This is a genomic window from Serratia sp. KH_031 (assembly GCF_057839655.1).
On the sequence record NZ_CM174496.1, the window covers coordinates 4,593,103 to 4,616,609 of the forward strand.

The 23,507-nt window shown below is 49.9% G+C and carries 21 protein-coding genes; 16 read left to right on the forward strand and 5 right to left on the reverse strand.

Features of this window, described 5'->3' with window-relative positions:
- Nucleotides 1-127 precede the first annotated feature (127 nt).
- The 9 genes from gatZ (at nt 128) to AC3ISQ_RS20820 (ending at nt 9,526) form a co-directional block, all read left to right on the forward strand.
- The gene (gene gatZ / locus AC3ISQ_RS20780; RefSeq protein WP_489349579.1) at nt 128-1,426 is read left to right on the forward strand and encodes a tagatose-bisphosphate aldolase subunit GatZ; all 1,299 of its coding nucleotides are present in this window, start codon (nt 128-130) and stop codon (nt 1,424-1,426) included.
- Nucleotides 1,419-1,916, forward strand: a complete 498-nt coding sequence (gene gatA, locus AC3ISQ_RS20785; protein WP_489349581.1) for a PTS galactitol transporter subunit IIA — start codon at nt 1,419-1,421, stop codon at nt 1,914-1,916. The genes gatZ and gatA overlap by 8 nt, the downstream gene beginning before the upstream one ends.
- The gene (gene gatB, locus AC3ISQ_RS20790) at nt 1,913-2,197 is read left to right on the forward strand and encodes a PTS galactitol transporter subunit IIB (protein ID WP_489349583.1); all 285 of its coding nucleotides are present in this window, start codon (nt 1,913-1,915) and stop codon (nt 2,195-2,197) included. Before gatA ends, gatB begins: the two co-directional genes overlap by 4 nt.
- Nucleotides 2,198-2,201: 4 nt before the next feature.
- Nucleotides 2,202-3,587 carry a galactitol-specific PTS transporter subunit IIC gene (locus AC3ISQ_RS20795; RefSeq protein WP_489349585.1) on the forward strand — a complete coding sequence of 462 codons (1,386 nt, stop codon included), beginning with the start codon at nt 2,202-2,204 and terminating at the stop codon, nt 3,585-3,587.
- A 49-nt stretch (nt 3,588-3,636) separates the two neighbouring features.
- Nucleotides 3,637-4,686 carry a galactitol-1-phosphate 5-dehydrogenase gene (gene gatD / locus AC3ISQ_RS20800; protein WP_489349587.1) on the forward strand — a complete coding sequence of 350 codons (1,050 nt, stop codon included), beginning with the start codon at nt 3,637-3,639 and terminating at the stop codon, nt 4,684-4,686.
- A 132-nt stretch (nt 4,687-4,818) separates the two neighbouring features.
- Nucleotides 4,819-5,607, forward strand: coding sequence for a DeoR/GlpR family DNA-binding transcription regulator (locus AC3ISQ_RS20805; RefSeq protein WP_489353416.1), 789 nt, complete (start codon nt 4,819-4,821; stop codon nt 5,605-5,607).
- Nucleotides 5,608-5,718: 111 nt separating this feature from the next.
- Nucleotides 5,719-7,071: a glutathione-disulfide reductase gene (gorA, locus tag AC3ISQ_RS20810; RefSeq protein WP_489349589.1), complete on the forward strand. Its 1,353-nt coding sequence runs from the start codon at nt 5,719-5,721 to the stop codon at nt 7,069-7,071.
- Nucleotides 7,072-7,250: 179 nt separating this feature from the next.
- The gene (locus AC3ISQ_RS20815; protein WP_489349591.1) at nt 7,251-7,745 is read left to right on the forward strand and encodes a putative pterin-binding protein; all 495 of its coding nucleotides are present in this window, start codon (nt 7,251-7,253) and stop codon (nt 7,743-7,745) included.
- A complete protein-coding gene (locus tag AC3ISQ_RS20820; RefSeq protein ID WP_489349593.1) occupies nt 7,742-9,526 on the forward strand; it encodes an ATP-binding response regulator in 1,785 nt (594 codons plus the stop codon). The genes AC3ISQ_RS20815 and AC3ISQ_RS20820 overlap by 4 nt, the downstream gene beginning before the upstream one ends.
- On the opposite strand, the gene AC3ISQ_RS20825 is transcribed toward AC3ISQ_RS20820, so the two are convergent.
- Nucleotides 9,516-10,367: a helix-turn-helix domain-containing protein gene (locus tag AC3ISQ_RS20825; protein WP_489349594.1), complete on the reverse strand. Its 852-nt coding sequence runs from the start codon at nt 10,365-10,367 to the stop codon at nt 9,516-9,518. The two genes, AC3ISQ_RS20820 and AC3ISQ_RS20825, sit on opposite strands and share 11 nt — an antisense overlap.
- Before the next feature lie 395 nt (nt 10,368-10,762).
- Nucleotides 10,763-11,302, reverse strand: coding sequence for a TetR/AcrR family transcriptional regulator (locus AC3ISQ_RS20830; RefSeq protein WP_489353418.1), 540 nt, complete (start codon nt 11,300-11,302; stop codon nt 10,763-10,765).
- Nucleotides 11,303-11,730: 428 nt separating this feature from the next.
- On the opposite strand from AC3ISQ_RS20830, the gene AC3ISQ_RS20835 reads away from it, so the two are divergent.
- Nucleotides 11,731-12,951 carry a Tm-1-like ATP-binding domain-containing protein gene (locus AC3ISQ_RS20835; RefSeq protein WP_489349596.1) on the forward strand — a complete coding sequence of 407 codons (1,221 nt, stop codon included), beginning with the start codon at nt 11,731-11,733 and terminating at the stop codon, nt 12,949-12,951.
- A gap of 113 nt (nt 12,952-13,064) precedes the next feature.
- On the opposite strand, the gene spy is transcribed toward AC3ISQ_RS20835, so the two are convergent.
- On the reverse strand, nt 13,065-13,553 hold the full coding sequence (gene spy / locus AC3ISQ_RS20840) for an ATP-independent periplasmic protein-refolding chaperone Spy (RefSeq protein ID WP_489349598.1): 489 nt from the start codon (nt 13,551-13,553) through the stop codon (nt 13,065-13,067).
- Nucleotides 13,554-14,021: 468 nt separating this feature from the next.
- Here spy and pdeR point away from each other — a divergent pair, with 468 nt between their 5' ends.
- On the forward strand, nt 14,022-16,019 hold the full coding sequence (gene pdeR / locus AC3ISQ_RS20845; protein ID WP_489349600.1) for a cyclic di-GMP phosphodiesterase: 1,998 nt from the start codon (nt 14,022-14,024) through the stop codon (nt 16,017-16,019).
- 16 nt (nt 16,020-16,035) lie between these two features.
- Here pdeR and AC3ISQ_RS20850 read toward each other — a convergent pair whose 3' ends face one another.
- Nucleotides 16,036-16,902 carry a crotonase/enoyl-CoA hydratase family protein gene (locus tag AC3ISQ_RS20850; RefSeq protein WP_489349602.1) on the reverse strand — a complete coding sequence of 289 codons (867 nt, stop codon included), beginning with the start codon at nt 16,900-16,902 and terminating at the stop codon, nt 16,036-16,038.
- A gap of 288 nt (nt 16,903-17,190) precedes the next feature.
- Here AC3ISQ_RS20850 and yhjD point away from each other — a divergent pair, with 288 nt between their 5' ends.
- The 5 genes from yhjD (at nt 17,191) to kdgK (ending at nt 21,970) form a co-directional block, all read left to right on the forward strand.
- Nucleotides 17,191-18,117, forward strand: a complete 927-nt coding sequence (gene yhjD / locus AC3ISQ_RS20855; protein WP_489349604.1) for an inner membrane protein YhjD — start codon at nt 17,191-17,193, stop codon at nt 18,115-18,117.
- A 335-nt stretch (nt 18,118-18,452) separates the two neighbouring features.
- Nucleotides 18,453-19,775 (forward strand): MFS transporter, encoded by a 1,323-nt coding sequence (locus AC3ISQ_RS20860; RefSeq protein WP_489349606.1) that lies wholly within the window; start codon nt 18,453-18,455, stop codon nt 19,773-19,775.
- A 114-nt stretch (nt 19,776-19,889) separates the two neighbouring features.
- On the forward strand, nt 19,890-20,648 hold the full coding sequence (locus tag AC3ISQ_RS20865; protein WP_489353420.1) for a CDP-diacylglycerol diphosphatase: 759 nt from the start codon (nt 19,890-19,892) through the stop codon (nt 20,646-20,648).
- A 45-nt stretch (nt 20,649-20,693) separates the two neighbouring features.
- Nucleotides 20,694-20,897 (forward strand): 2-hydroxymuconate tautomerase family protein, encoded by a 204-nt coding sequence (locus tag AC3ISQ_RS20870; RefSeq protein WP_489349607.1) that lies wholly within the window; start codon nt 20,694-20,696, stop codon nt 20,895-20,897.
- Between the two features lie 140 nt (nt 20,898-21,037).
- The gene (gene kdgK / locus AC3ISQ_RS20875; RefSeq protein ID WP_489349609.1) at nt 21,038-21,970 is read left to right on the forward strand and encodes a 2-dehydro-3-deoxygluconokinase; all 933 of its coding nucleotides are present in this window, start codon (nt 21,038-21,040) and stop codon (nt 21,968-21,970) included.
- Between the two features lie 119 nt (nt 21,971-22,089).
- Here kdgK and AC3ISQ_RS20880 read toward each other — a convergent pair whose 3' ends face one another.
- Nucleotides 22,090-23,397 carry a 6-phospho-beta-glucosidase gene (locus AC3ISQ_RS20880; RefSeq protein ID WP_489349611.1) on the reverse strand — a complete coding sequence of 436 codons (1,308 nt, stop codon included), beginning with the start codon at nt 23,395-23,397 and terminating at the stop codon, nt 22,090-22,092.
- Between the last annotated feature and the right edge of the window lie 110 nt (nt 23,398-23,507).

The window sequence follows — 23,507 nt, forward strand, 5'->3', positions numbered from 1 at the left end:
AGCCAACGAAATATTTGATGTCTTGAATGATCCGTAAAGTTTTCGATCTTGATCACGAATAAGCTAAAAGAGCATTGCTAACCTTTCGAAACATTACGATTATATTCGTAAGAAAACGGAGGGTATAATGAAAAACATAATGGCAAGACACAAGGCAGGGGAACACATTGGTATCTGTTCTGTTTGCTCCGCACATCCTTTAGTGATTGAGGCCGCACTGCGGCTGGATTTAAACACTGATCGCCAGGTATTAATTGAAGCAACATCCAATCAGGTAAACCAATTTGGTGGTTATACCGGCATGCGCCCAGCCGATTTCCATCAGTTTGTCACCGAGATAGCTCAGCGTGTTGGTTTCCCACTTTCCCGTTTGTTATTAGGCGGTGACCATCTCGGACCAAATTGTTGGCAAAACGAACCCGCCGCTAGCGCGATGGAAAAAGCCGAGGTCTTGATCGCCGAATACGTCGCCGCAGGATTCAGCAAGATCCATCTGGATGCTTCCATGTCATGCGCCGACGATCCGATCCCGCTAAATCCTGAGATCGTGGCTGAGCGTGCCGCCCGTTTGTGCGCCGTTGCCGAACGTACTGCGACTCCGTCGCAAAAACAGCAACTGACCTATGTGATAGGTACGGAAGTCCCGGTGCCTGGTGGTGAAGCCAGCGCCATCGGTAGTGTACATATCACCCTACAAGAGGATGCCGCCGCTACGCTGACCAGCCATTATCAGGCATTTCACAAGCTCGGTTTAGACGAGGCTATTCCACGCATTATCGCTGTTGTAGTACAACCTGGGGTCGAATTCGATCACTCGCAAGTGATCGCGTATCAACCAGAGTTAGCCCAAGAGCTATCCGGTTTTATCACTACAACGCCATTAGTGTACGAAGCCCACTCAACAGATTACCAAACACGCGATGCTTATCAACAACTGGTGCGTGACCACTTCGCCATTTTGAAAGTTGGCCCAGCTCTGACCTTTGCCCTGCGTGAGGCGGTGTTCGCACTGGCTAATATTGAGCAAGCACTGGTCGCGCCAGAAAAACGCAGCCAAATTCTGTCAGTGATTGACAGCGTGATGCTCGACGAACCGGATTATTGGAAGAAGTATTATCACCCAACGTTTAGCCGTTCCCTGATCGACTTACATTTCAGTCTTTCAGACCGCATTCGTTACTACTGGCCACACCCACGCATCGCCCACGCTCAACAGATTTTGCTGGATAACCTTAGCCAACAGGCGATCCCGGCGGGGCTGCTCAGTCAGTATCTTCCGTTGCAATATCAACGTGTCATGGAACATCGGTTAACCGCAGAGCCCCGGGCACTGATTATCGACAAAATCCAAGACGTGTTGCGAGCCTATCGTTTTGGCTGTTGCGCACCCAGCACCAAAAATAGCCGGGAGATGAGTCATGCATAACAGCAAGCTGTTTGTGCGCACTAATATCCATTTTGCCGATGCCCAGCAAGCTTTGGAGCACATTGGTGAAACCATGCTGGCTGCCAATGTCGTTCATGCCAGTTATCCGCAGGCGTTACTCGAGCGTGAGGCAGTCTATCCCACCGGTATTGCATTGGAACAACACGCGGTGGCGATTCCGCATTGCACTGCAGAACACGCTCGCGAACCCGCCATTTATCTAATTCGACCAGATTCCCCCGTGGTGTTTGCTCAAGCCGATGACGATGGCACGGTGGAAGCAGCCCTGATCATTGCACTGATTGTGACCGTCCCCGCCGAGCAACTGGTGTTATTACGCCGCTTGTTTGGTCAATTACAACACCCTGAATTTCTCGCCGCCTTGTTGGATGCCCCCGAAGAGGAGTTGGCTGCCCTTTTCCAACAACAGATTTTTACTTCATCGACTGAATCACTATCAAAAACAGAACTTTCAGGAGCCTTATCGTGAAACGTAAAATCATTGTCGCCTGCGGTGGAGCTGTCGCTACATCCACGCTAGCCGCAGAAGAAATCAAAGAGTTATGTGCCGAGCATCATATCGAACTGGATCTAGTGCAATGCCGAGTCACCGAGATCGAAACCTATATGGACGATGCCGATCTGATCTGCACCACCGCCCGGGTCGATCGCCAGTTCGGTGATATCCCGATGGTACACGGTATGCCATTTGTTTCTGGTGTCGGCATCGATGCCTTAAAACAGAAAATACTGACTATTTTGACGGAGTAACCCTATGTTTACCGACATTATGCGTTACATCCTCGATCTCGGCCCAACAGTGATGCTGCCGATCGTCATCATCATCTTTTCATTACTGTTGGGAATGAAGCTCGGGGATTCCTTTAAATCTGGCATTCACATTGGTATCGGCTTTGTTGGGATCGGTTTGGTGATCGGCCTAATGCTGGACTCCATCGGCCCAGCCGCCAAAGCAATGGCAGAGCATTTCCAAATTAATTTGCATGTAGTCGATATCGGTTGGCCGGGTTCTTCACCCATGACCTGGGCTTCACAAATTGCGCTAGTCGCCATCCCGCTCGCTATTGGCGTGAACGTGCTGATGCTACTAACACGCACCACCCGCGTCGTTAACGTCGATATCTGGAATATCTGGCACATGACCTTTACTGGCGCGATGGTGCATTTAGCCACCGGCTCTTACTGGCTGGGTATTCTCGGCGTCGTGGTTCATGCCGCATTCGTTTATAAGCTGGGTGACTGGTTTGCCAAAGATACCCGCGACTTCTTTGGCTTGGAAGGCATCGCCATTCCTCATGGTTCATCAGCTTATTTAGGACCCATCGCCGTGCTGGTTGATACCGTGATTGAAAAAATCCCCGGCCTGAACCGTATTCATTTCAGCGCCGATGACGTGCAAAAGCGCTTTGGCCCGTTTGGTGAACCGGTGACCGTGGGTTTTGTTATGGGATTAATCATTGGCGCCTTAGCGGGATATGACTTGAAAGGCATTCTACAGTTGGCGGTGAAAACTGCGGCGGTGATGCTGCTGATGCCAAGGGTGATCAAGCCGATAATGGATGGTCTAACGCCCATCGCCAAACATGCGCGTAAACGTCTGCAAGCCCGTTTTGGTGGTCAGGAATTCCTGATTGGTTTAGACCCGGCGCTGCTGCTTGGACATACCGCCGTGGTTTCTGCGAGTTTGATCTTCATTCCACTGACTATTCTTATCGCAGTCATCGTACCGGGAAATCAAGTACTGCCGTTTGGCGATCTGGCAACCATTGGCTTCTTCGTGGCTATCGCAGTGGCGGTGCATCAAGGCAACTTGTTCCGCACCTTAATTTCCGGCTGCATCATTATGGGTATTACGCTGTGGATCGCCACTCAAACCATGGGTCTGCATACTCAATTGGCCGCCAATGCCGGAACATTAAAGTCTAGCGGAGCTATGGTGGCGTCGATGGATCAGGGCGGCTCACCGATCACCTACTTGCTGATCCAATTGTTGACCTGGCAAAACGTAGTCGGTTTGTTAGCCATCGGCATCATTTACGCCCTCGGTGTATTTCTCACTTGGCGTCGCGCCCGACGTTTCGTTCAGCCAGAAGTCACCAACAAACCACCAGCGGCAGACAATATCAATTCAGTAACTTGAACCTTTTGGGGAGCCAGCTCCCCTCTTAATCTTCCTGCGGAGCATCATTATGAAATCAGTCGTGATTCACACGGAGGGGAAAGTGTGCGTTGAAGAACGCCCAATCCCAACCATTCAAGCCGCTGACGAGGTATTGGTACACGTTGCCTACTCCGGTTTATGCGGCTCAGATATTCCACGAATTTTCGCCCAAGGGGCACACTTTTACCCGATAACATTGGGGCATGAATTCAGTGGCAGGGTCGTCACCACTGGCTCTCAGGTAACGGATTTACGCCCCGATGATGCCGTAGCCTGTGTGCCGCTGCTACCTTGCTTCAGTTGTCCTGAGTGTCAGCGCCATTACTACTCACTGTGCCGCAATTATCAGTTTGTCGGCTCTCGTAGCCACGGGGGTAATGCCGAATTTATCGTGGTAAAACGTGCCAATCTGTTCAAATTACCCGCTAATGTCGATTTGCTGCAAGGCGCTTTTCTGGAACCCATTACCGTGGGTTTACATGCCATGCAATTAGCGGGGGGATGCCAGGATAAAGAAGTGATCGTCATTGGTGCCGGCACTATCGGGCAGTTAGCTATCCAATGTGCCGCTGCAATGGGAGCGCGTAGCGTGACGGCGATTGATATCAACCCCGAGCGTCTACAATTGGCGCGTGAAATCGGTGCTATGCAGGCGCTCAATAGCGCAGAACTGGATCACCAACAGTTACAGCAACAACTGCAAGAACAACGTTTCGATCAATTGATTCTGGAAACGGCGGGCACGCCACAAACGGTAGAACTGGCGCTAAATATCGCCGGGCCGCGCGCGCAGATTGCCCTCATTGGTACAATGCATAAAGACCTGCATCTTTCTCACCACACTTTTAGCCAGATTCTGCGTAAAGAACTGATGCTACTCGGCAGTTGGATGAATTACTCCGCGCCTTGGCCGGGAGATGAATGGCGGCAGGCCGTCAAGCTGTTACAAGATAATCATCTGGCACTCGCACCGTTGCTGGCGAGCATTGATGAACCACAACGTTATGCTGTCAATGTCAGCGCATTGGCAGGGCGGCCTATGCAAGGAAAGATCATGCTGAAACTTACCGAGGACTAATCTCTCGTTATGGCTGCACCTAATAGCAGCCATAAATTTATCCCTCGATTTAAGAACTCTTCTCGCTTTACCCTCCTCTTTCGCATCCTTTTCGCATAAAATAAAAACAAAACAATTCGATGGATAACAATGATGAATTCTTTTGAACGGCGAAACCGGATTGTCGATCTGGTACAGCAGAACGGCAGTATATTAGTCAGCGATCTTTCGAATTCCTTCGGGATATCGGAAGTTACTATCCGCGCAGATTTACGTCTGTTAGAAGAAAAAGGCTTGTTGATCCGCTTCCACGGCGGCGCAGCAAAACCCGGCAGCCAGTTGGAAGCCGACGTCGATCCCCTCAAAACACAAGGCGAGGTGCTACTGGAAGAACGTTACCAACTGGCACAAGACCCGAAAAAACGTATCGCGTTAGCCGCCGCCGCAATAGTCAATCCTGGCGATACGCTGATTCTGGACAGTGGCAGTACCACCATGCTGATTGCCGAAGAATTAGTAAAAATGAGCAATATCACGGTGATCACCAACAACCTACCGGCTGCTTTTGCATTATCCGATAATAAAGACATCACACTGGTGGTCTGCGGCGGCACTTTGCGCCATAAAACCCGTTCGATGCATGGCACTCTGGCTGAACTTTCGTTGCAGGGGATCGCCGCTGATCTGATGTTCGTGGGTGCGGATGGCTTGGATGCCGCCAACGGTATCACTACCTTTAATGAAGGCTACTCGATTAGTGGCGTTATGGCGAAGGCCGCTAAACAGGTGATCGCCGTCGTGGATTCGACCAAATTTGGCCGTCGCGGTTTCAATCTGGTTCTGCCAATGAGCTCCCTTGATATGATTATCACCGATACCGCCATCAGTGATGACGATCAACTGGCTTTGCAACAAGCCAAACCCAAACTGGTGATAGTTTAAACCATGGCAAACTCACGCCTATCGCAGCCATCGACGCAACCTTTGCGACAAACACCAATCTGGCGTTAAACTCTTCGCTCTTCGGATCTCACAACTCATGGAAACCCTCAGATGACGAAACATTATGATTATCTAGCAATTGGCGGCGGCAGCGGCGGTATCGCATCGATCAACCGGGCAGCCATGTACGGCCAGAAATGTGCGCTGATTGAAGCCAAAGAGCTTGGCGGCACCTGCGTAAACGTGGGTTGTGTACCGAAAAAGGTCATGTGGCACGCGGCGCAGATAGCCGAAGCGATCCACCAGTACGGCCCAGACTACGGTTTCGATACCACCGTCAATGCTTTCAACTGGAAAACCCTGATAGCTAACCGCACCGCATATATCGATCGTATCCACACCTCTTACGACAACGTATTGGGTAAAAATAAAGTGGATGTGATCAAAGGCTTCGCACGCTTTATCGATGCTCATACGGTGGAAGTGAACGGTGAGAAGATCACCGCTGACCATATCCTGATCGCCACTGGCGGCCGCCCAAGCCACCCGAATATTCCCGGCGCTGAATACGGTATCGACTCCGATGGTTTCTTCGAGCTGGAAGCGATGCCAAAACGCATCGCCGTTGTCGGCGCGGGTTACATCGCGGTGGAAATCGCTGGTGTGATGAATGCGCTAGGTGCAGAAACGCATCTGTTCGTGCGTAAACACGCGCCACTGCGCAGCTTCGATCCGATGATTGTCGAAACCTTGGTGGAAGTGATGAACACCGAAGGGCCGAGCTTGCACACCGAGTCCGTACCGAAAGCCATCGTGAAAAACGCTGACGGTAGCCTGACGCTACAACTGGAAAACGGTAAAGAATTCACCGTCGACAGCCTGATTTGGGCCATTGGCCGCGAACCGGCGACCGATAATCTGAACCTGTCAGTGACTGGGGTGAAAACCAACGCCAAAGGTTATATCGACGTCGATAAGTTCCAGAATACCAACGTGAAAGGCATCTACGCAGTCGGTGACAACACCGGTGCCGTCGAGCTAACACCAGTGGCAGTAGCGGCAGGTCGTCGTCTGTCTGAGCGCCTGTTCAACAACAAGCCGGACGAGCATCTGGATTACAGCAACATCGCCACCGTGGTGTTCAGCCACCCACCGATCGGCACTATCGGTTTAACCGAGCCAGAAGCCCAAGCGCAATTCGGTGAAGATCAGGTGAAAGTGTATAAATCCTCCTTCACTGCAATGTACAGCGCTGTAACGCAGCACCGCCAACCGTGCCGCATGAAACTGGTCTGTGTCGGTAAAGAAGAGAAAATCGTCGGCCTGCACGGCATCGGTTTCGGTATGGATGAGATCCTGCAAGGTTTCGCTGTCGCCATTAAAATGGGCGCCACCAAGAAAGATTTCGACAATACCGTAGCGATTCACCCAACGGCGGCGGAAGAATTTGTGACCATGCGTTAATCGCACTGCATTATTCACAATCTATAAGGCCAGGTATCGTATCCTGGCCTTATTCTTTTCTGATGATTTAGCGCATTTATACCTGCATTAATCGGTATTTGCTGCCACCCTTCCACCTGATAAATTAATGAACTTTATATATCCTTCATCAGCGATATTGCTACCGTGGAGACACACCGATGTTACTCACCCCGATACGAAGCTTGGCGCTGGTCGTTTTTGCTTTGATAGTCATTCAACTGCCTGCGTTCGGCTTTACTTTGCAAGTGACGGGTGATATCCAAAACTTCACCGATCCGGCCACCAAAAGTTATGTTTTCACCGATAAGCAATTATTTGCCATGCCGGTAAGCAGTATCACCACCAAAACCTCATGGACGCCGCAGAAAAAATTCGAAGGCGTGGCGGTCGCCGACATCTTGAATACCGTGGGTGCTAAGGGCACTACTATGACGTTTCACGCGTTGAATGACTATTACATCGATGTGCCGATGTCTGATGTCAAAAAGTACAATATGGTGCTGGCCTACAAAATGGACGGTGAAATGCTCAAAATTCGCAACTTCGGGCCATTATTCTTGGTTTATCCGCGCGATGCTGGCGGAGCTGAACTGAATTCACCGCTGTATAACTCGCGCTTTATCTGGCAGATCAACCGGATCGTGATCAAATGAAACTCACCCAGTTTAAAAACGGTAGCAGGCTGGCCATTCCTGCGATTCTAGCTGCGTTATTTTTGGTAGCGTCTACGGCTACGCTCTATTCCTACAGCGTCACCTTGTCTAAAAAAGGGTTGTATGCCATTGCTGGGACTCAGGAGAACTATTCGTGGTCGATCGCTAAATTCGCCATCAAATTGGCGGAGTTCGATACTTTTGTTGAACAGCAGAAAAACGTCAATCCAGTCAACCTCGAAGAACTCAGGCTCAAATTCGAGATTCTGTATTCCCGTTTCTATGTGTTGGAAACATTTTCTGAATCCACCGAGCCGCTGTATGGCGAACCCGGCTATAAGGAAGTAGTGAAGGAAATGCTGCGGCAGATGGATCAGATCGATCTGCTGGTTAACGCCGATCCGATTGATTTGAACCGTATTTCGCAAGCCATGAAGCAGATGAAGCCCTATTCGATAGCAATGGCTAACCTGACCGACCATGCGGAAGTCAAACAGCGTACCAACGCTTACGAAGACTTTATCGAGAAGCGCCGGATCATCTTCTACGGGCTAGTCATCATCATGTTCTCAGTGTTCACGTTGATCGCTATTACTTTGGTGGTTTTGCGTCAGCAACGCCTCACTATTCGCCAACAGGCGCAGGCGATTCAGGTCGAGAAAACCATGCGTACCAAGAATGCATTCTTGGGCGCCATTGGTCATGAGCTACGGACGTCGTTGCAAAGCATCATGTCGGCGATCGATGTGTTGGTGAATACCAAAGTTTCCGCCGAACATACTGATACCTTCCACCGTTTGGAGACTGCCGCACAGCAAATCGAAAGCCAGATGAAGGACTTAACCGATTATTCGCATCTAGAAAGCGGCATGATGGAACTGCGGATTGCTCCGTTCAACGCACAATATTTGATCGAAGAAACCGCGCGCGAAATCGCCATGTTGACGTCAAAGGATCACATCCAACTGTCATGCGAAGTAGAACTTAATCAGGTACAACTGTATTCCGATCCGTTACGTATTCGGCAAATTATCGTTAATTTGCTGACAAATGCCTTCAAATACACAGAAAATGGCTCGATCATGCTACATGCTTGCCTACGCCGTCAACCTATGGGCAATGCGTTGATTATCGAGGTCACGGATACCGGGATTGGCATTAAACAAGACAAACTAGACCAGATTTTTAAACCCTTCACTCAGTTAGATCAGTCACATACTCGCCAATATAGCGGCGTAGGTATGGGATTAGCGATCGTCCAGGGATTGGTGACACTGCTCAATGGCACCATTACGGTGTACAGCGAAGAAAAGAAAGGCAGCACTTTTATCGTCAGCATCCCAGTAGAAGCTAGCGATGAAGAAGAGAGGGTGGAAAAAGTCTTACCACACTCCAGCCTACGGCAGAAGGAACAAAACATTCTGGTGGTGGATGATAACAAGTCGGTGGGAGATGCTTTTGCCGCGCTGTTAAGCAAATTAGGCTATCAGCATGAACTGTGTGATTCGCCAGAGCGTGCGTTGCAAAAACTGATGCGACGCCCTTATGACGCGCTGTTGTTAGATCTGCAAATGCCGGGGATCGACGGTGTAGCACTCGCCAAACAGTTGCGCAACCAGCGTGGACCAAATCGCCATATTCCGATTATTGGCATCAGCGCCTATAACCCGGAATTATTGGACACCGAACAACGCGCCATGTTTGACGATTACCTGATGAAGCCAGTCCGTCTAGATGCCTTGGCCTCGGCACTGACTTCACTATTCGCCACTACAGATTAAAACAGCGCTGTAATGCGGCTTCGATCACATGGAGCCGCACCGGTTTTTCGTAAGGGCCAAGCACGTCGTAATCGCGCATGGCCTGAGCTATCTCAGATTCCCGCAGATCGGTGCCCAACTGGCCGGTGAGCACCAGCACCGGAGCATCTGGATTATCAGAAGAACGAATGGTCTCAATGCATCTTTGCGCCGTCTCCTGCCCAATCAACCAGTCAACGACATAACCATCAAACAAACCACGCTCTAACGCCTCACAGAAACTCGCCACGTCATAAAACGCGGCGGCATGGAAACCACGCCCATTGAGATATTTGGTGAGCTCATCGGCGGCTTGATGCGAATCATCCAACACAGCGATGCTCAAACGTTCATCGTCCACCTGTACTGGCCGAATTTCAATCAATTCAACGCTGTAGCGCCGCCCTTGTGGAGCATCATCGGTACGGTAGGCTTGCCATTGCCCTTGTTGTTGCACCGCGACAAATTCTGACTGTTGCCCACCGCTCAATTCATGGCCTAAATGCACCACACAAGCGAGCTCGACGCCCGCCACAAAAAAGATGGCATTCTGTGCCATAGTTTGTGCAGGATGCTCACTATCAGCACCAAGATCGACAATCGCTGCCGGTGCTTCCCCAAGCGCCGCTGCAACACTGTTAATCTGTTCTAGCGTCCAAGGGCTTTGCCCCTTCAGCTTGCGGTGCGCATGGGAAAAGCTCAGATCCAGAATACGGCTGAGCTCTTTAGCATGCTGACGTTTAGCAATGCCATAATGTACAAACAGTTCCCTCACCCGGTTAGCAATCGACTGCGAATCGAATTTGTGATGATTATTATCCATTTTTTCCTTCGATTTTTTCGCTGATTTATCAGTTATTTTAATACGTTATTATGATGAGACGTTATCGAAAAATCGCATGCCACGCAATCTTATCGCAAAAAGGTTGCTTGACATACCATGTTTTATAGTCAAACATGGTATTAAAAGCGACACACAGCAATAACTATAAAAAATAATACAAGAACGATACTAATAATAACCATCCCAACACCAGGGAAAACTCATCCCGGTTGTCGTTTCTGAACGGATTTCTGTTCAGAGTGACTACAAACCACCGGAGTTTGAGCCGTTGCGTTATCCAGCCGGAACCTCACAAGGGTTCCGGTTTTTTTTATTGCAGCAATAAAAAACGGAGCCAGCATGCTGACTCCGAATTGATGGTTCAAACAGGTACCCTATTTTTTTCCGTTATGCAGGTCTTCTTCTGCCTGACGCAGAATCGCTTTCGCCATCCATTGAGTCACATCTTGAATACCACCGAGATCCAGCCCCCAGATATCTTTCAGTACTAAGAACACCTCAGAACCGTAGATCAGCGAAAAGGCGTGGATCACACGCTGCAATGCCTCTGGTGGCAATTTACTTTGCAACGGCTCGACAGCCAGTTTCAACAAACGCTTACGATTACCCCGCACAAACTTTTCACCCGGCGTGGCATTTGCCCACTGCTGGAGTGAAAGCTGTAACGCAGCACGCAACGCGCCCTCATGCTGTTCCATTTGCGGATAAGCGAATTCGAGCAGTTGTTGAATGCGTTTGAGCGCGTCCTCCTCTTGTGGACGCCACTCCAGAATCGGCCCCAGACTTTCGGCAACTACAGCGGTAATCAACGCGCTTTGTGTCGGGAAATAGCGATAAGCCGTAGCGCGGGAAACCTTGGCGTGACCGGCAACTTCAGTAATCGAAGGGAAAGCACCGCCTTCGTACAGTTCCATCGCACTGGCCAGCAGCAAATTGTGGGTTCTAGCCCGAATGTGCGTTAAAGATTCATCCCGCTTAACGGGAAATGTAGTTAATGGCACGGAAACCTCGATACATCCTCATGTCACCCAGCCCCGGAACAGACATGAAAAAAAACGTAACCGGCAGAATTATTTCTCTATCTCGTTGGATTTTCTAGTTATAAATTGAAATCCACGGAGTGCGCCGGCAGCATAAAAGCCCGCATAAAACGCTAAAATGCGAGTGACTTCTCAATTAAGAGAAAATTATGCTTGCATAAATGATACTGCCGTCTCATTATGTATATAAATTCATCGGCTGTATCTGATTCACCAACACCAGGGTTTCAAACCTAAAATAAAAGTTATCATCAAAAACAATTGTTCGGACATTTGTCCGAACCTTTTTTCAGGAACAGACGATGAATCCAACCCCAGCTTTTGTCTATATTGCTACCACAGCAGATACTAAAGGACAAGAACTGGAATATGTTCGTGGACTGATCGACAACCTCGGTTTACCCACCATCACTGTCGATCTTTCCACACATAACGTCCCAGCGCAATATCTAGCCGATATACCAGCGACGGAAGTCGCTGGTTATCATCCGGACGGTGCAGACCGTGTATTGTGCCGCAATCGCGGTCAAGCCATTGCGGCAATGGCCGTCGCCTTCGAACGCTTTATGCTTTCTCGCAACAACGTTGCCGCACTGCTCGGTATGGGCGGCTCCGGTGGTACAGCGATGATCACCCCAGCCATGCAACAATTACCCATCGGCCTACCAAAACTGATGGTTTCCAGCATGGCCGCCGGTGATGTTTCAGGTTATATCGGCGCCAGTGATATCAGTATGCTGTATTCCGTCACCGATATTGCCGGCTTGAATCGTATCTCGCGCAAGGTGCTCGGTAATGCGGCTCATCAGATTGCGGGGGCCGTGCGATTTCAGACCGACGAACAGACGGGCAGTAAACCCGCGACCGGTTTAACCATGTTTGGTGTCACCACGCCCTGCATCAAAGCCGTCACGACGGCGATTGAAGATCAATGGGATTGCTTGGTGTTCCATGCGACCGGCAGTGGTGGTCAAGCGATGGAGAAACTGATCGACAGTCACCTGTTGAACGCCGTGCTAGATCTGACCACTACCGAAGTGTGCGATTACTTGTTTGACGGCGCATTAGCCTGCGGTGAAGATCGCTTTGGTGCCATCGCTCGTACTGCAATTCCCTGCGTTATGTCTTGTGGCGCATTGGATATGATTAACTTTGGTCATCCTAAAACTATTCCGGCGCGCTATGCCGATCGGCATTTCTACAATCACAACACGCAAGTGACGTTAATGCGCACCACGGCGGAAGAAAATGCCCATATGGGACGCTGGATTGGCGAGAAGCTAAACACCTGCTCCGGCGAAATCCGCTTCGTTATTCCTGAAGGCGGTGTTTCTGCTCTCGATGCGCCAGGACAACCGTTCTGGGACCCAACTGCCTTGGTGGCTTTTACCCGATCACTAGAACGCACCCTGCAACAAACACCACAACGGCAACTACTCAAAGTGCCTTACCACATTAACGATCCGCAGTTTGCCCAAGTGGTGGTTGAACAATTCCACACAATTACTCGTGCGGTCGAATAATTTCGTCCCCACACGCCTCACCAGGGAAACCCGTTAATTGACGGGCGTGAGGTAAGCAAAAGGGCCAGTTCACGCAGAGCTGGCCCTTTTTATTTTTACCGAATGAATATTAATTATTGAGCAGTCTCATTCTGAGTTCTCATTTTATTCATATGGTCCATCATTTTTTGTTCACGTTTCTGATAATTCTCATTGTATTGTTTTTTCTGTTCAGGGGTCAGCAGGTTATACATTTTATTTTCGGCTTTAGCGCGTTCCAACATACGCTCAGATTGTGCCTTGCTGATGGTATCAATTTGCGCTTTCGCTTTCGCTTCATCGAAGCTATCGGAGGCGATCATAGTATGCAGCGCCTGACGTTCTTCTTTCGCACCAGCACCCCGGTTTTGGTGCGATTCTTTCATGATGTCACGCATTTGCTGGCGCTGCTGGTCCGTCAGGTTCAGCCCTGCGAATGGGCCGCCTTTACCTGGGCCATTGTGATGCATCATTTTCATTGGTGCGGCATCAGTTGCTGGTGCGGTGGTATCCGCTGCGAATGCCATAGATGCAGAACCCAAAGCTAAAGTTGAAGCAACAAATAAAGCGGTCAGTTTACGCATAATTATTTCCTTAAATATTACTGTCATTGGGAGCGCTGTCTATTACAGGCTCATCGTTTCGTCGGAGATAATAATAGGCCGATGAATATAAAGTAATGCGAAGCAGTGTAAACTTTTTAAAACCCCGATCCGTTTTAGTCACCAAATATGAATGAATTGTGGAGAAGGTGCTTATATAGCGGAAATATTAATTACCATGAAAAATAATTTCCTCACGATAGGATTGTTCACCATACCGAAATACGCTGGCTATACTCATCATACCTCACACTATTTTATCATCTTACAGCGGTTATCAAGCGCCCGACAGTTGCACAGCAAAACCTATTATTACTTGTATAATAATTTCATACTCCCATTACTCGCAGGCTAAAAGCGTGTTATATGATGGAGATACGTGAATTTCCGCTACCACCGGGCCTGACATCGTAGCTTCGTCATTGCGGAAGCTTGTTTTGAGGATTCATCATGTTCGCTGACCAAGGCCCTGCACTCCTCCACACTCATTTTGGTACCCGCAGCCCTTACTGGCGTTTGACCTTCGATAGCAATGCGCTAGAACTCACCGCGGTCAAAGGCAAAACGCATATCGCCGTCGCGCTCAGTGATATGCAGGCGGCCAAGATCCGCCGTCTCAGTGGCATCACGGCCAGTGTCGATATCGAAATCCAATTGGTCGGCGAGCCCATTCACCTACACCTAGTCGGTCGGCGAGTTAACAAATTTGAGTGGGCAGGCACTGCGGCAGCCTATACCGATACCAAAGCGGTCGCGCGCGATCTGGTGCATGGGCTCTCCTTTGCCGAGCAGGTGGTGTCGGAAGCTAACTCGGTGATTGTGATTGTCGATCAGCATGGATGCGTTCAACGTTTTAACCGTCTGTGCGAAGAATACACCGGTCTACATGAACAGGATGTGATCGGCAAAAACGTCTTTCAGATGTTTATGAGCCCTGAAGAAGCCGCAGCATCACGACGCAATATCGCCGGTTTCTTCCGTAATGGCTCTTCTTATGAGGTCGAACGCTGGATCAAAACAGTGAAAGGCGAGCGTCTGTTCCTGTTCCGCAATAAATTTGTCCACAGCGGTAGCGGTAAAAATGAAGTCTTCCTGATCTGCTCCGGCACCGATATCACCGAGGAACGACGGGCGCAGGAACGTCTGCGGGTACTGGCGAATACCGATGTCATTACCGGTCTACCCAATCGCAATGCGATTCAGGATCAGATAGCCCAAGCCATTGCCGAACGGGGCGATAGTCACGTCGGGCTGGTTTATCTCGATCTGGATAACTTCAAAAAGGTGAACGACGCCTACGGTCATATGTTTGGCGACCGCTTATTAGTGGAAGTTTCACACACTATTCTCGGTTGTCTGAACCACGGAGAAATGCTGGCTCGCTTGGGCGGTGACGAATTTCTGGTGTTGGTTCAAGCCGCCGATCGCATCATGTTGCAGGAACTGGCACTGCGTATTATTGAGCGACTGAAAACCCCGTTCCGCATTGGTTTGATTGAGGTTTATACCAATTGTTCGATTGGGATCGCGCTATGCCCAGAGCACGGCGACGATATTGATAGCCTAACCCGCAACGCCGATACCGCCATGTACGTGGCCAAAGAACACGGCAAACGGACTTTCACCGTGTTCTCCCCAGAGATGAACAAACGCGTCGCCGAATATATGTGGCTGGACACCAACCTGCGCAAAGGGTTAGAGCAGAATCAATTGGTGGTCTATTACCAACCCAAGATCGATGCTCACAGCGGTGAAGTACACAGCGTAGAGGCGCTGGTGCGTTGGGATTCCCCAGAACGCGGCCTGATCCCACCGTTGCAGTTTATTTCCTACGCAGAAGAATCTGGCTTGATCGCGCCACTTGGCCAATGGGTGCTGCAAACCGCAGCGCGACAAGCGGCGCAATGGCAGCAACAAGGGTTGAACTTGCGCGTGGCGGTTAACCTTTCCGCTCGGCAGTTGGTGGACGATTCCGTGGTGAACGATCTGATCGCCGTATTGGCTGAGAATCACCTCACGCATTGTCCGCTAGATTTCGAACTCACCGAAAGCAGCCTGATCGAAGATGAAAGCCGAGTTCGTGCCGTGATCACCCGTTTGCGTCAATTGGGGGCGCAGGTTCATCTGGATGATTTTGGCACTGGCTATTCATCACTCGCACAGTTGGCACGCATTCCCTTGGATGCCATCAAATTGGATAAAAGTTTTGTGCGCGGTGTTAATCTCAATCCAGTCTCACAGTCACTGGTACGCGCCATTGTCGCGGCAGCCGAAGCCTTGCAATTCCGTGTGATCGCCGAAGGGGTGGAAACCGACAGTGAGAATGCTTTTTTGGATGGCATTGGCGTTGATGAAAAACAAGGCTTTCTCTTTGCGCGCCCCATGCTCCCGGCACAGTTGGAGCACTGGCTGCATTCGTATCGCCCGCAACCACCAGTCACACGGTGATGCGGGCATATTTTGCCTAACCGGCGCGTCGCAGATTCACCGCATGTCGATCCTGTAACATCACCAACCGTTCAATATAGGCGCGGTCTTTTTCCTCAATGGTAAAGGCCGAATGCACCCAATCTTCGGTAATGTCCATCAGTTCGGAACGAGTCAGTTGCAGTACCCGCTGGCGCGCCCGCAACATGGCTCGCATCCCGTTCAGTTTGGGCCGAATGATATCGATAAAGGTACGCGTCGCCGTGTAAGCCTCACCGGGTTGGAATAACCGATCAACCAAGCCACGGCTCTCGAACCATTCCGCCGTGTGCGACTCCCCACTCCAAATCAGCTCTTCGGCCAAACGCATATTGGCTTTACGCGCCACCAGCGAATAGCCGCCCATGCCGGGGAACAGGTTGAAGGCGATCTCCGGGAAGCCCATGCGTGCGTTGTTCTGCGCCAAGACAAAATGGTGCGCCAACGCCGCTTCAAACCCGCCGCCCAGCGCACTGCCTTCGACCATCGCAATGCTCACCGCTCCGGTATCAAAACCTCGCGCCGCAGCGTGAACACAGTCGATACAAGCGCGAGCATAAGCGGTCATCGCCGAACGATTACGGCTCTTGATTGCTTCAGCGAAAAAACTTAAATCGCCGCCCACGTTGAACATATTGGGCACCAGCGAGCCGGTCACCCAGAAATCAAACTGGAGCGATGAATCTTGCGCAGCATGTGCCAAGGTCATGATGTCGTCGATTAATGCTTGGTTAAAACAAGGACGTGGTTCTGCACGTAACAGCATCCACATAATATGCCGATCTTCTTCATAATACGCAGAGATCTGCGACAGATTACCCGCTTCGGTAAACGGGCGGCAGGTTGGGTGGTTTAGTAATTTCATATGTCCTTCCCTTTATCTATTTAACAGGCGAAACCTTCTCAACCCCTACGGCTGAGGCGAGCGCGATGGGTTGTAAACCACAGCGCCACACCATGAGTAAACGCTTTCTTAGCAGTGAAATAGATAAAAATCGGCAGTATCCGGGAGAAAAAACGGGGAGCATAAATAGGCGGGTTCGGAATATGACTAATCAGCAATCTGGCAACCCCCGTCAGCCGCTAAAAGGGGAGAATCCGTGCCGAATTTGGCTATAATCCCTTTATGTATCATTAAGGAACCTGTGACTTCATGGATAAAGAAACAATTTCCATATTTTCGCGATGGATTGAGCGGATAAAAACTTGGCCCAGCATTGCCCATTTGTTACGTGCGACCGAGCGCTTTAACGATCGCCTCGGTAGCCAGTTTGGTGCTGCGATCACTTATTTCTCGTTCCTGTCTCTGATCCCTATTTTGATGGTGTCGTTTGCCACCGTGGGTTTTGTACTGGCTTCGCATCCGACATTGTTAGCCGAGTTGATCAACAAGATCGTCAACAGCATTAGCGATCCAACCTTGGCGAACACCTTGAAAAACACCGTCAACACCGCGATCCAGCAGCGTACTACCGTGGGGTTAACCGGTTTGGCGCTGGCGTTGTACTCTGGTATCAGTTGGATGGGGAACCTGCGCGAAGCGATCCGCGCCCAGTCGCGCGACGTGTGGGAGCGCAACCCGCAGGATCAGGAAAATATTTTGTATCGGTACGCGCGTGATTTTATCTCGCTAACCGGTCTGGTCATTGCGCTGATTATTACGCTGTCGCTGACGTCAATTGCCGGTTCTGCACAGGCAGCCATCGTGCATACTTTGGGGTTAGAAGGGATTGAATGGTTGCGCCCAGCGATGACATCAATCGCGCTCTCGATATCAATCTTCGCTAACTATTTACTGTTCTTATGGATATTTTGGATGCTGCCGCGCCACAAACCGAAAAAGAAAGCCCTGCTGCGCGGCACGCTGATTGCAGCAATCGGCTTTGAGGCCATCAAGTTTGTGATGACCATGACACTACCTCAGGTGGCAAAATCCCCTTCCGGTGCAGCGTTTGGTTCGGTGATTGGCTTAATGGCCTTCTTCTATTTCTTCGCCCGTTTAACGCTGTTTTGTGCCGCGTGGATCGCAACCGCGCAGTATAAAGAGGATAGAACCCTGCCACCGGCAACACGCTCTTAACGCCAACGCAGTGCAATCATGCCAGCCTTAATTTTATTGCTGGCATTTTATTTTGCATTAACTGCAAAATATCAGCATATAAAACCAGTTGATACTCACCATTACATCGAAAACCAGCATAACAAACTACCTAATCACTTTTCTTTTTCACTTTTCCAGCTATTCACTCTGCCAAATTTCATTTTTACGGCGTAAAAAACCACAGAGTCAGACATCACTAAAACATTAAACTTTTTAAGTAGTTACTTACGGCATTGTACAAAGTTGCGTCGTTGAAAAGCCATTTAGCACTGACTAAGATGGCGGTTTACAAGTTGAAATATAAGAAAAACACTATGCAAGCAACCATCGCAACATCTCCGGACGTCGAGGAGACGTCCCCCCCGGTTAACTCTCGCGGGAAAGTCATCGTCGCTTCATTGGTCGGTACAGCCATTGAATTCTTCGACTTTTATATCTATGCCACTGCGGCGGTGCTGATCTTCCCGCATATCTTCTTCCCACAGGGCGATCCCACGGCAGCCACGTTGCAATCGCTAGCGACCTTTGCGATCGCCTTCGTTGCACGCCCTATCGGCTCCGCGCTATTCGGCCACTTTGGCGATCGTGTTGGCCGCAAGGTGACGTTAGTCGCCTCACTGCTAACTATGGGGATCTCCACTGTTCTGATCGGTCTGTTACCCAGCTATGAAACCATTGGAATTTTTGCCCCGATCTTGCTGGCGCTGGCACGCTTCGGACAAGGTTTAGGTTTGGGTGGTGAATGGGGTGGTGCGGCACTGCTGGCAACTGAAAACGCCCCGGCAAACAAACGAGCTCTGTACGGTTCGTTCCCACAATTGGGTGCTCCCATCGGTTTCTTCTTTGCCAATGGCTCCTTCCTGCTGCTGTCTTGGCTACTGACCGAGCAACAATTCATGGAATGGGGCTGGCGTGTACCCTTCGTTCTGTCTGCCGTTTTGGTCCTCGTCGGTTTGTATGTGCGTGTCTCTTTGCACGAAAGCCCGGTGTTCGCCAAGGTCGCAAAAGAAGGTAAACAGGTGAAAATCCCTCTGGGGACCTTGTTGAGCAAGCATCTGAAAGCCACCATTCTTGGCACTTTCATCATGTTGGCGACCTACACGCTATTTTATCTAATGACAGTTTATTCAATGACCTACGGCACCACCGCCGCACCTCTAGGCTTGGGCTATTCACGTAACAGTTTCTTGTGGATGCTAATGGTCGCCGTGATTGGTTTCGGCCTGATGGTGCCTGTGGCGGGTATGCTGGCTGACGCCTTTGGTCGCCGTAAAACCATGATCACCATTACCCTGTTAATGATCGCGTTTTCCTTCCTGTTCCCGACCCTGCTGGGCTCCGGTAATCAGGTCTTGGTGATGGGCTTCCTGCTGTTCGGTCTGAGCATTATGGGGCTGACCTTCGGCCCGATGGGCGCTTTGCTGCCGGAGTTGTTCCCAACAGAAGTGCGTTATACCGGCGCTTCCTTCTCGTATAACGTGGCCTCAATTTTGGGTGCCTCCGTCGCCCCGTATATCGCCACTTGGTTAGCGACCCACTACGGTCTGTTCTACGTCGGCATGTATTTGGCAGCAATGGCAACGCTGACACTGATCGCCCTGCTATTGATGAAAGAAACCCGCCACCAATCGCTATAACCTTATGCTGCGGTTCCTCCGGGAACCGCACTCAACTGATCCGGTTTATACCTAGTTGTAATCGAGTGAATTTTCAGTAAGTTATTCACTAAATTAATCGACTGGATATCAATGATGACCTTACGCCGCAAACTGTCTTTAAGTCTCCTGCTGTTGCTAGTCATCGCTATCGTTCTCTATCTATGGCTGAAACCTGCACATCCAGACGCTTTATGGCGCATCGTCAGCCAACAATGTGTGCCGAATCAGCAGCAGCACCACAACCCCGCCCCTTGTATCCAAGTGGATGAACCAGAAGGTTTTGTGGTGTTTAAAGATCGCAATGGCCCATTGCAATATCTGCTGATGCCAACCGCAAAAATCACCGGAATGGAAGATCCGGCGGTGCTCGCCAACGATACCCCCAACTTTTTTGCTTCAGCTTGGCAAGCACGCGATTACATGGCGAAAAAGTACGGTAAACCCATCGACGACGCCGATATTTCTTTAGCGATCAACTCAGAATACGGTCGCAGCCAGAATCAGTTGCATGTTCATATCTCGTGCCTGAAACCTGCGGTTAAAACTCGTTTGGCGCAGTTGGGTAATAATTTCAGCGAACAATGGCAACCATTGCCCGATGGTTTATTGGGGCACAATTATCTGGCACGCCGTGTGACGGCGACTGAGCTGGAACAGCAAGGCGCTTTTCGTCTATTGGCCGATGGAGTGAGTGGTGCACGTGAACAAATGGGACGTTACGGGTTGGCAATGACGGCGCTACCGGGCGGCGATTTCCTATTGTTGGCCACGGAACTCAACCTATGGCGATTTAATCTGGCTTCTGTGGAAGAAATTCAGGATCACGACTGTAACGTATTGCAGATGCAGTAAATACCTCTACATTTAATAACGATTAAAACCAAAAAGGATAACAACATGCCCTACATCAATATCAAAGTGACTCGCGAAGGCGTGACCGCAGAGCAGAAGAAACAGCTGATCGAAGGCGCAACTCAATTATTGGTTGATGTGTTGGGGAAAAATCCTGCCACTACTGTCGTTGTGATCGACGAAGTAGACACCGATAACTGGGGTGTCGGTGGTAAGGTAGTGACCGAACTACGTGCTGGAACCAAATAGAAATCCTCATGGACGATGGGAAACTTGGCGTTTCCCGATCGTGATCATAAAAAATCAAAACACAGTTTCATTTTTATTGACTCCCCTTTAACTTGGCTGGAGACTAGCTGCATTTCGCAGCAATTCAGCCAGGAACACCCATGACCAGCAAGAACCTCGCCGTGATCGGCGAATGCATGATTGAGTTATCGCAAAAAGGCGCAGATCTCAGCCGCGGCTTTGGCGGCGACACCTTAAACACCGCTGTTTATGTGGCGCGCCAAGTGCCGACACAAGCGCTGAATGTCCATTACGTTACCGCTCTCGGCACCGACAGTTTCAGCCAAGAAATGCTCACGGCGTGGCAGCAAGAAAATGTCAAAACGGGGTTGATTCAGCAACTTGAAAACAAATTGCCAGGGCTGTACGTCATCGAAACCGACGATACTGGCGAGCGTACTTTCTACTATTGGCGCAACGATGCCGCCGCCCGTTATTGGCTGGACGCTCCGCAAGCAGAAAGCCTGTGCGCGGAACTGGCGCAGTTCGATTATCTGTATCTGAGCGGCATCAGCGTCGCGATCCTCAATCCAGCCAGCCGGACGAAACTGCTCAGTTTACTGCGCCAATGCCGCGCTAACGGCGGTAAGGTGATTTTCGATAACAACTACCGTCCGCGCCTGTGGCAAAACAAAGAAGAAACACAGCAGGTCTATCGTGACGTTCTGGCCTGCACCGATATCGCCTTCCTGACGCTGGATGATGAAGATTTACTCTGGGGGCAACAGCCAGTGGAACAGGTTGTGAGCCGTACTCGTGATTTAGGCGTCAGTGAGATCGTAATTAAGCGTGGAGCAGATTCTTGTTTGGTATTTGATACGAATGGAGATCGTCACGAAGTACCCGCAGTCAAATTGCCAAAAGAAAAAGTGGTGGATACGACCGCGGCGGGTGACTCCTTCAGCGCAGGATATTTGGCGGTACGGTTAGTCGGTGGCGATGTCGTTCAAGCCGCCCAACGCGGGCATCTAACCGCCAGCACCGTGATCCAATATCGCGGAGCGATTATTCCGCGAGAGGCGATGCCGCAATAAATACTATGAAGTAACGGCCTGTGCCGTTACTAGTATTGACGGTAATATAAAACTCAGCCGCGCCCTATGTTGTTCGTAACAATAAAGGCAGAGCGCCTGAGATGCTCTGCCTTTTATAATTAGCAACGGAATGCGGGTAAAAGCACTTTGTTTTCTTCAATAACTTCCGACAATGCTTCTTCAAGCAACGTGCCACTCGTAATGAGTGGATTAAGAACTAAAGCTCGCCATGCCGTATGTCTGTTCCCCGTAATAGCCGCCTCGATAGTGAGCCGCTCAAAGCTTTTCATGAGTTGCAGCAATCGCAGAGTATCTTCAGGGAATTCAGCTACATTTAGTGGTAATGGCCCAGAACGGGTAATGACAGAACTCACCTCCACTGCGCAATCATTAGGGAGTCCGTTGATGGCTCCATTATTTCTGGTATTAACATGCATGATAATTCGCTTGTCATTGTGAATAGCACTCATCAGTTCACAGGCCGCTTCTGAGTAATATTGTCCGCCACGCCCTTCAAGTGCCTTAGGTTTCTCAGCAAGCTCTGGATTTTTATAGATTTCAAAAAGCTCGCGCTCAAGTGCTTTAACCACCTCGCCTCGGGTTCCTTCGCCGTCAGCTTCACCTATCTCCTGTTGGAGAATATCATTCTTCATATAGTAGTAACGGAGATAGGCACAAGGGATCATGCCAAGCCCTTTCAGCACATGTGCAGGCCAAGTAAAAGGCGGGATGTTACGAGGAACTAAAGGGTCATTGCCAGCCAGAATTTCATCAATAACTTCAGGCAGTTTATCCTTGCCGTTTTGCAGGATCTGGCGGACAAAGATGAAATGATTCAGTCCTGCCACCTGCATGATGAAATCAGAAGTATTACCCAATAACTGAGACACGCCTTTTTGCATGATCACCGGCACGTTGCATAATCCAACGGCTTTAATGTTGCTGTGCCGCAAAATAGCTTCGGTCACCATACCAGATGGATTGGTGAAATTCAGAAGCCATGCGTCAGGACAGAGCGTTTCCATTTCCCGGGTGATCTCTAGGGCGATAGGGATAGTCCGACAGGCATTAGCAAAACCACCGAGCCCGTTTGTTTCCTGACCAATCATGCCATATTTCAATGAGATGTGCTCATCGCTGATACGAGCATCAAGACAACCTGCACGGAATTGCGAACAAACATAGTCTGCCCCCACCAATGCAGCACGGCGATCAAGCGTTTCATGAACGCTTACCTGCAAACCTGCTTTCTTTAGCATACGGCGAGCCAGATTAGCGATGATGGCCATTTTTTCACGGCCTTCTTCGATATCAACCATCCACAGTTCACGTAAAGGAAGTTCAGCCGCGCGGTTTATCAACCCTTCAATCAATTCTGGGGTATAGCTGGAACCCGCCCCGATGATGACTATTTTCAATCCAGACATGCTAACCTCATTTAAATTGTTAATTCATCGTCATTAAAAGAGTTTGTTCATAGCCTGACAAACGAAAAAAAACCTACAATGCATTAATCTAATTAATTCATAGGGTCGCT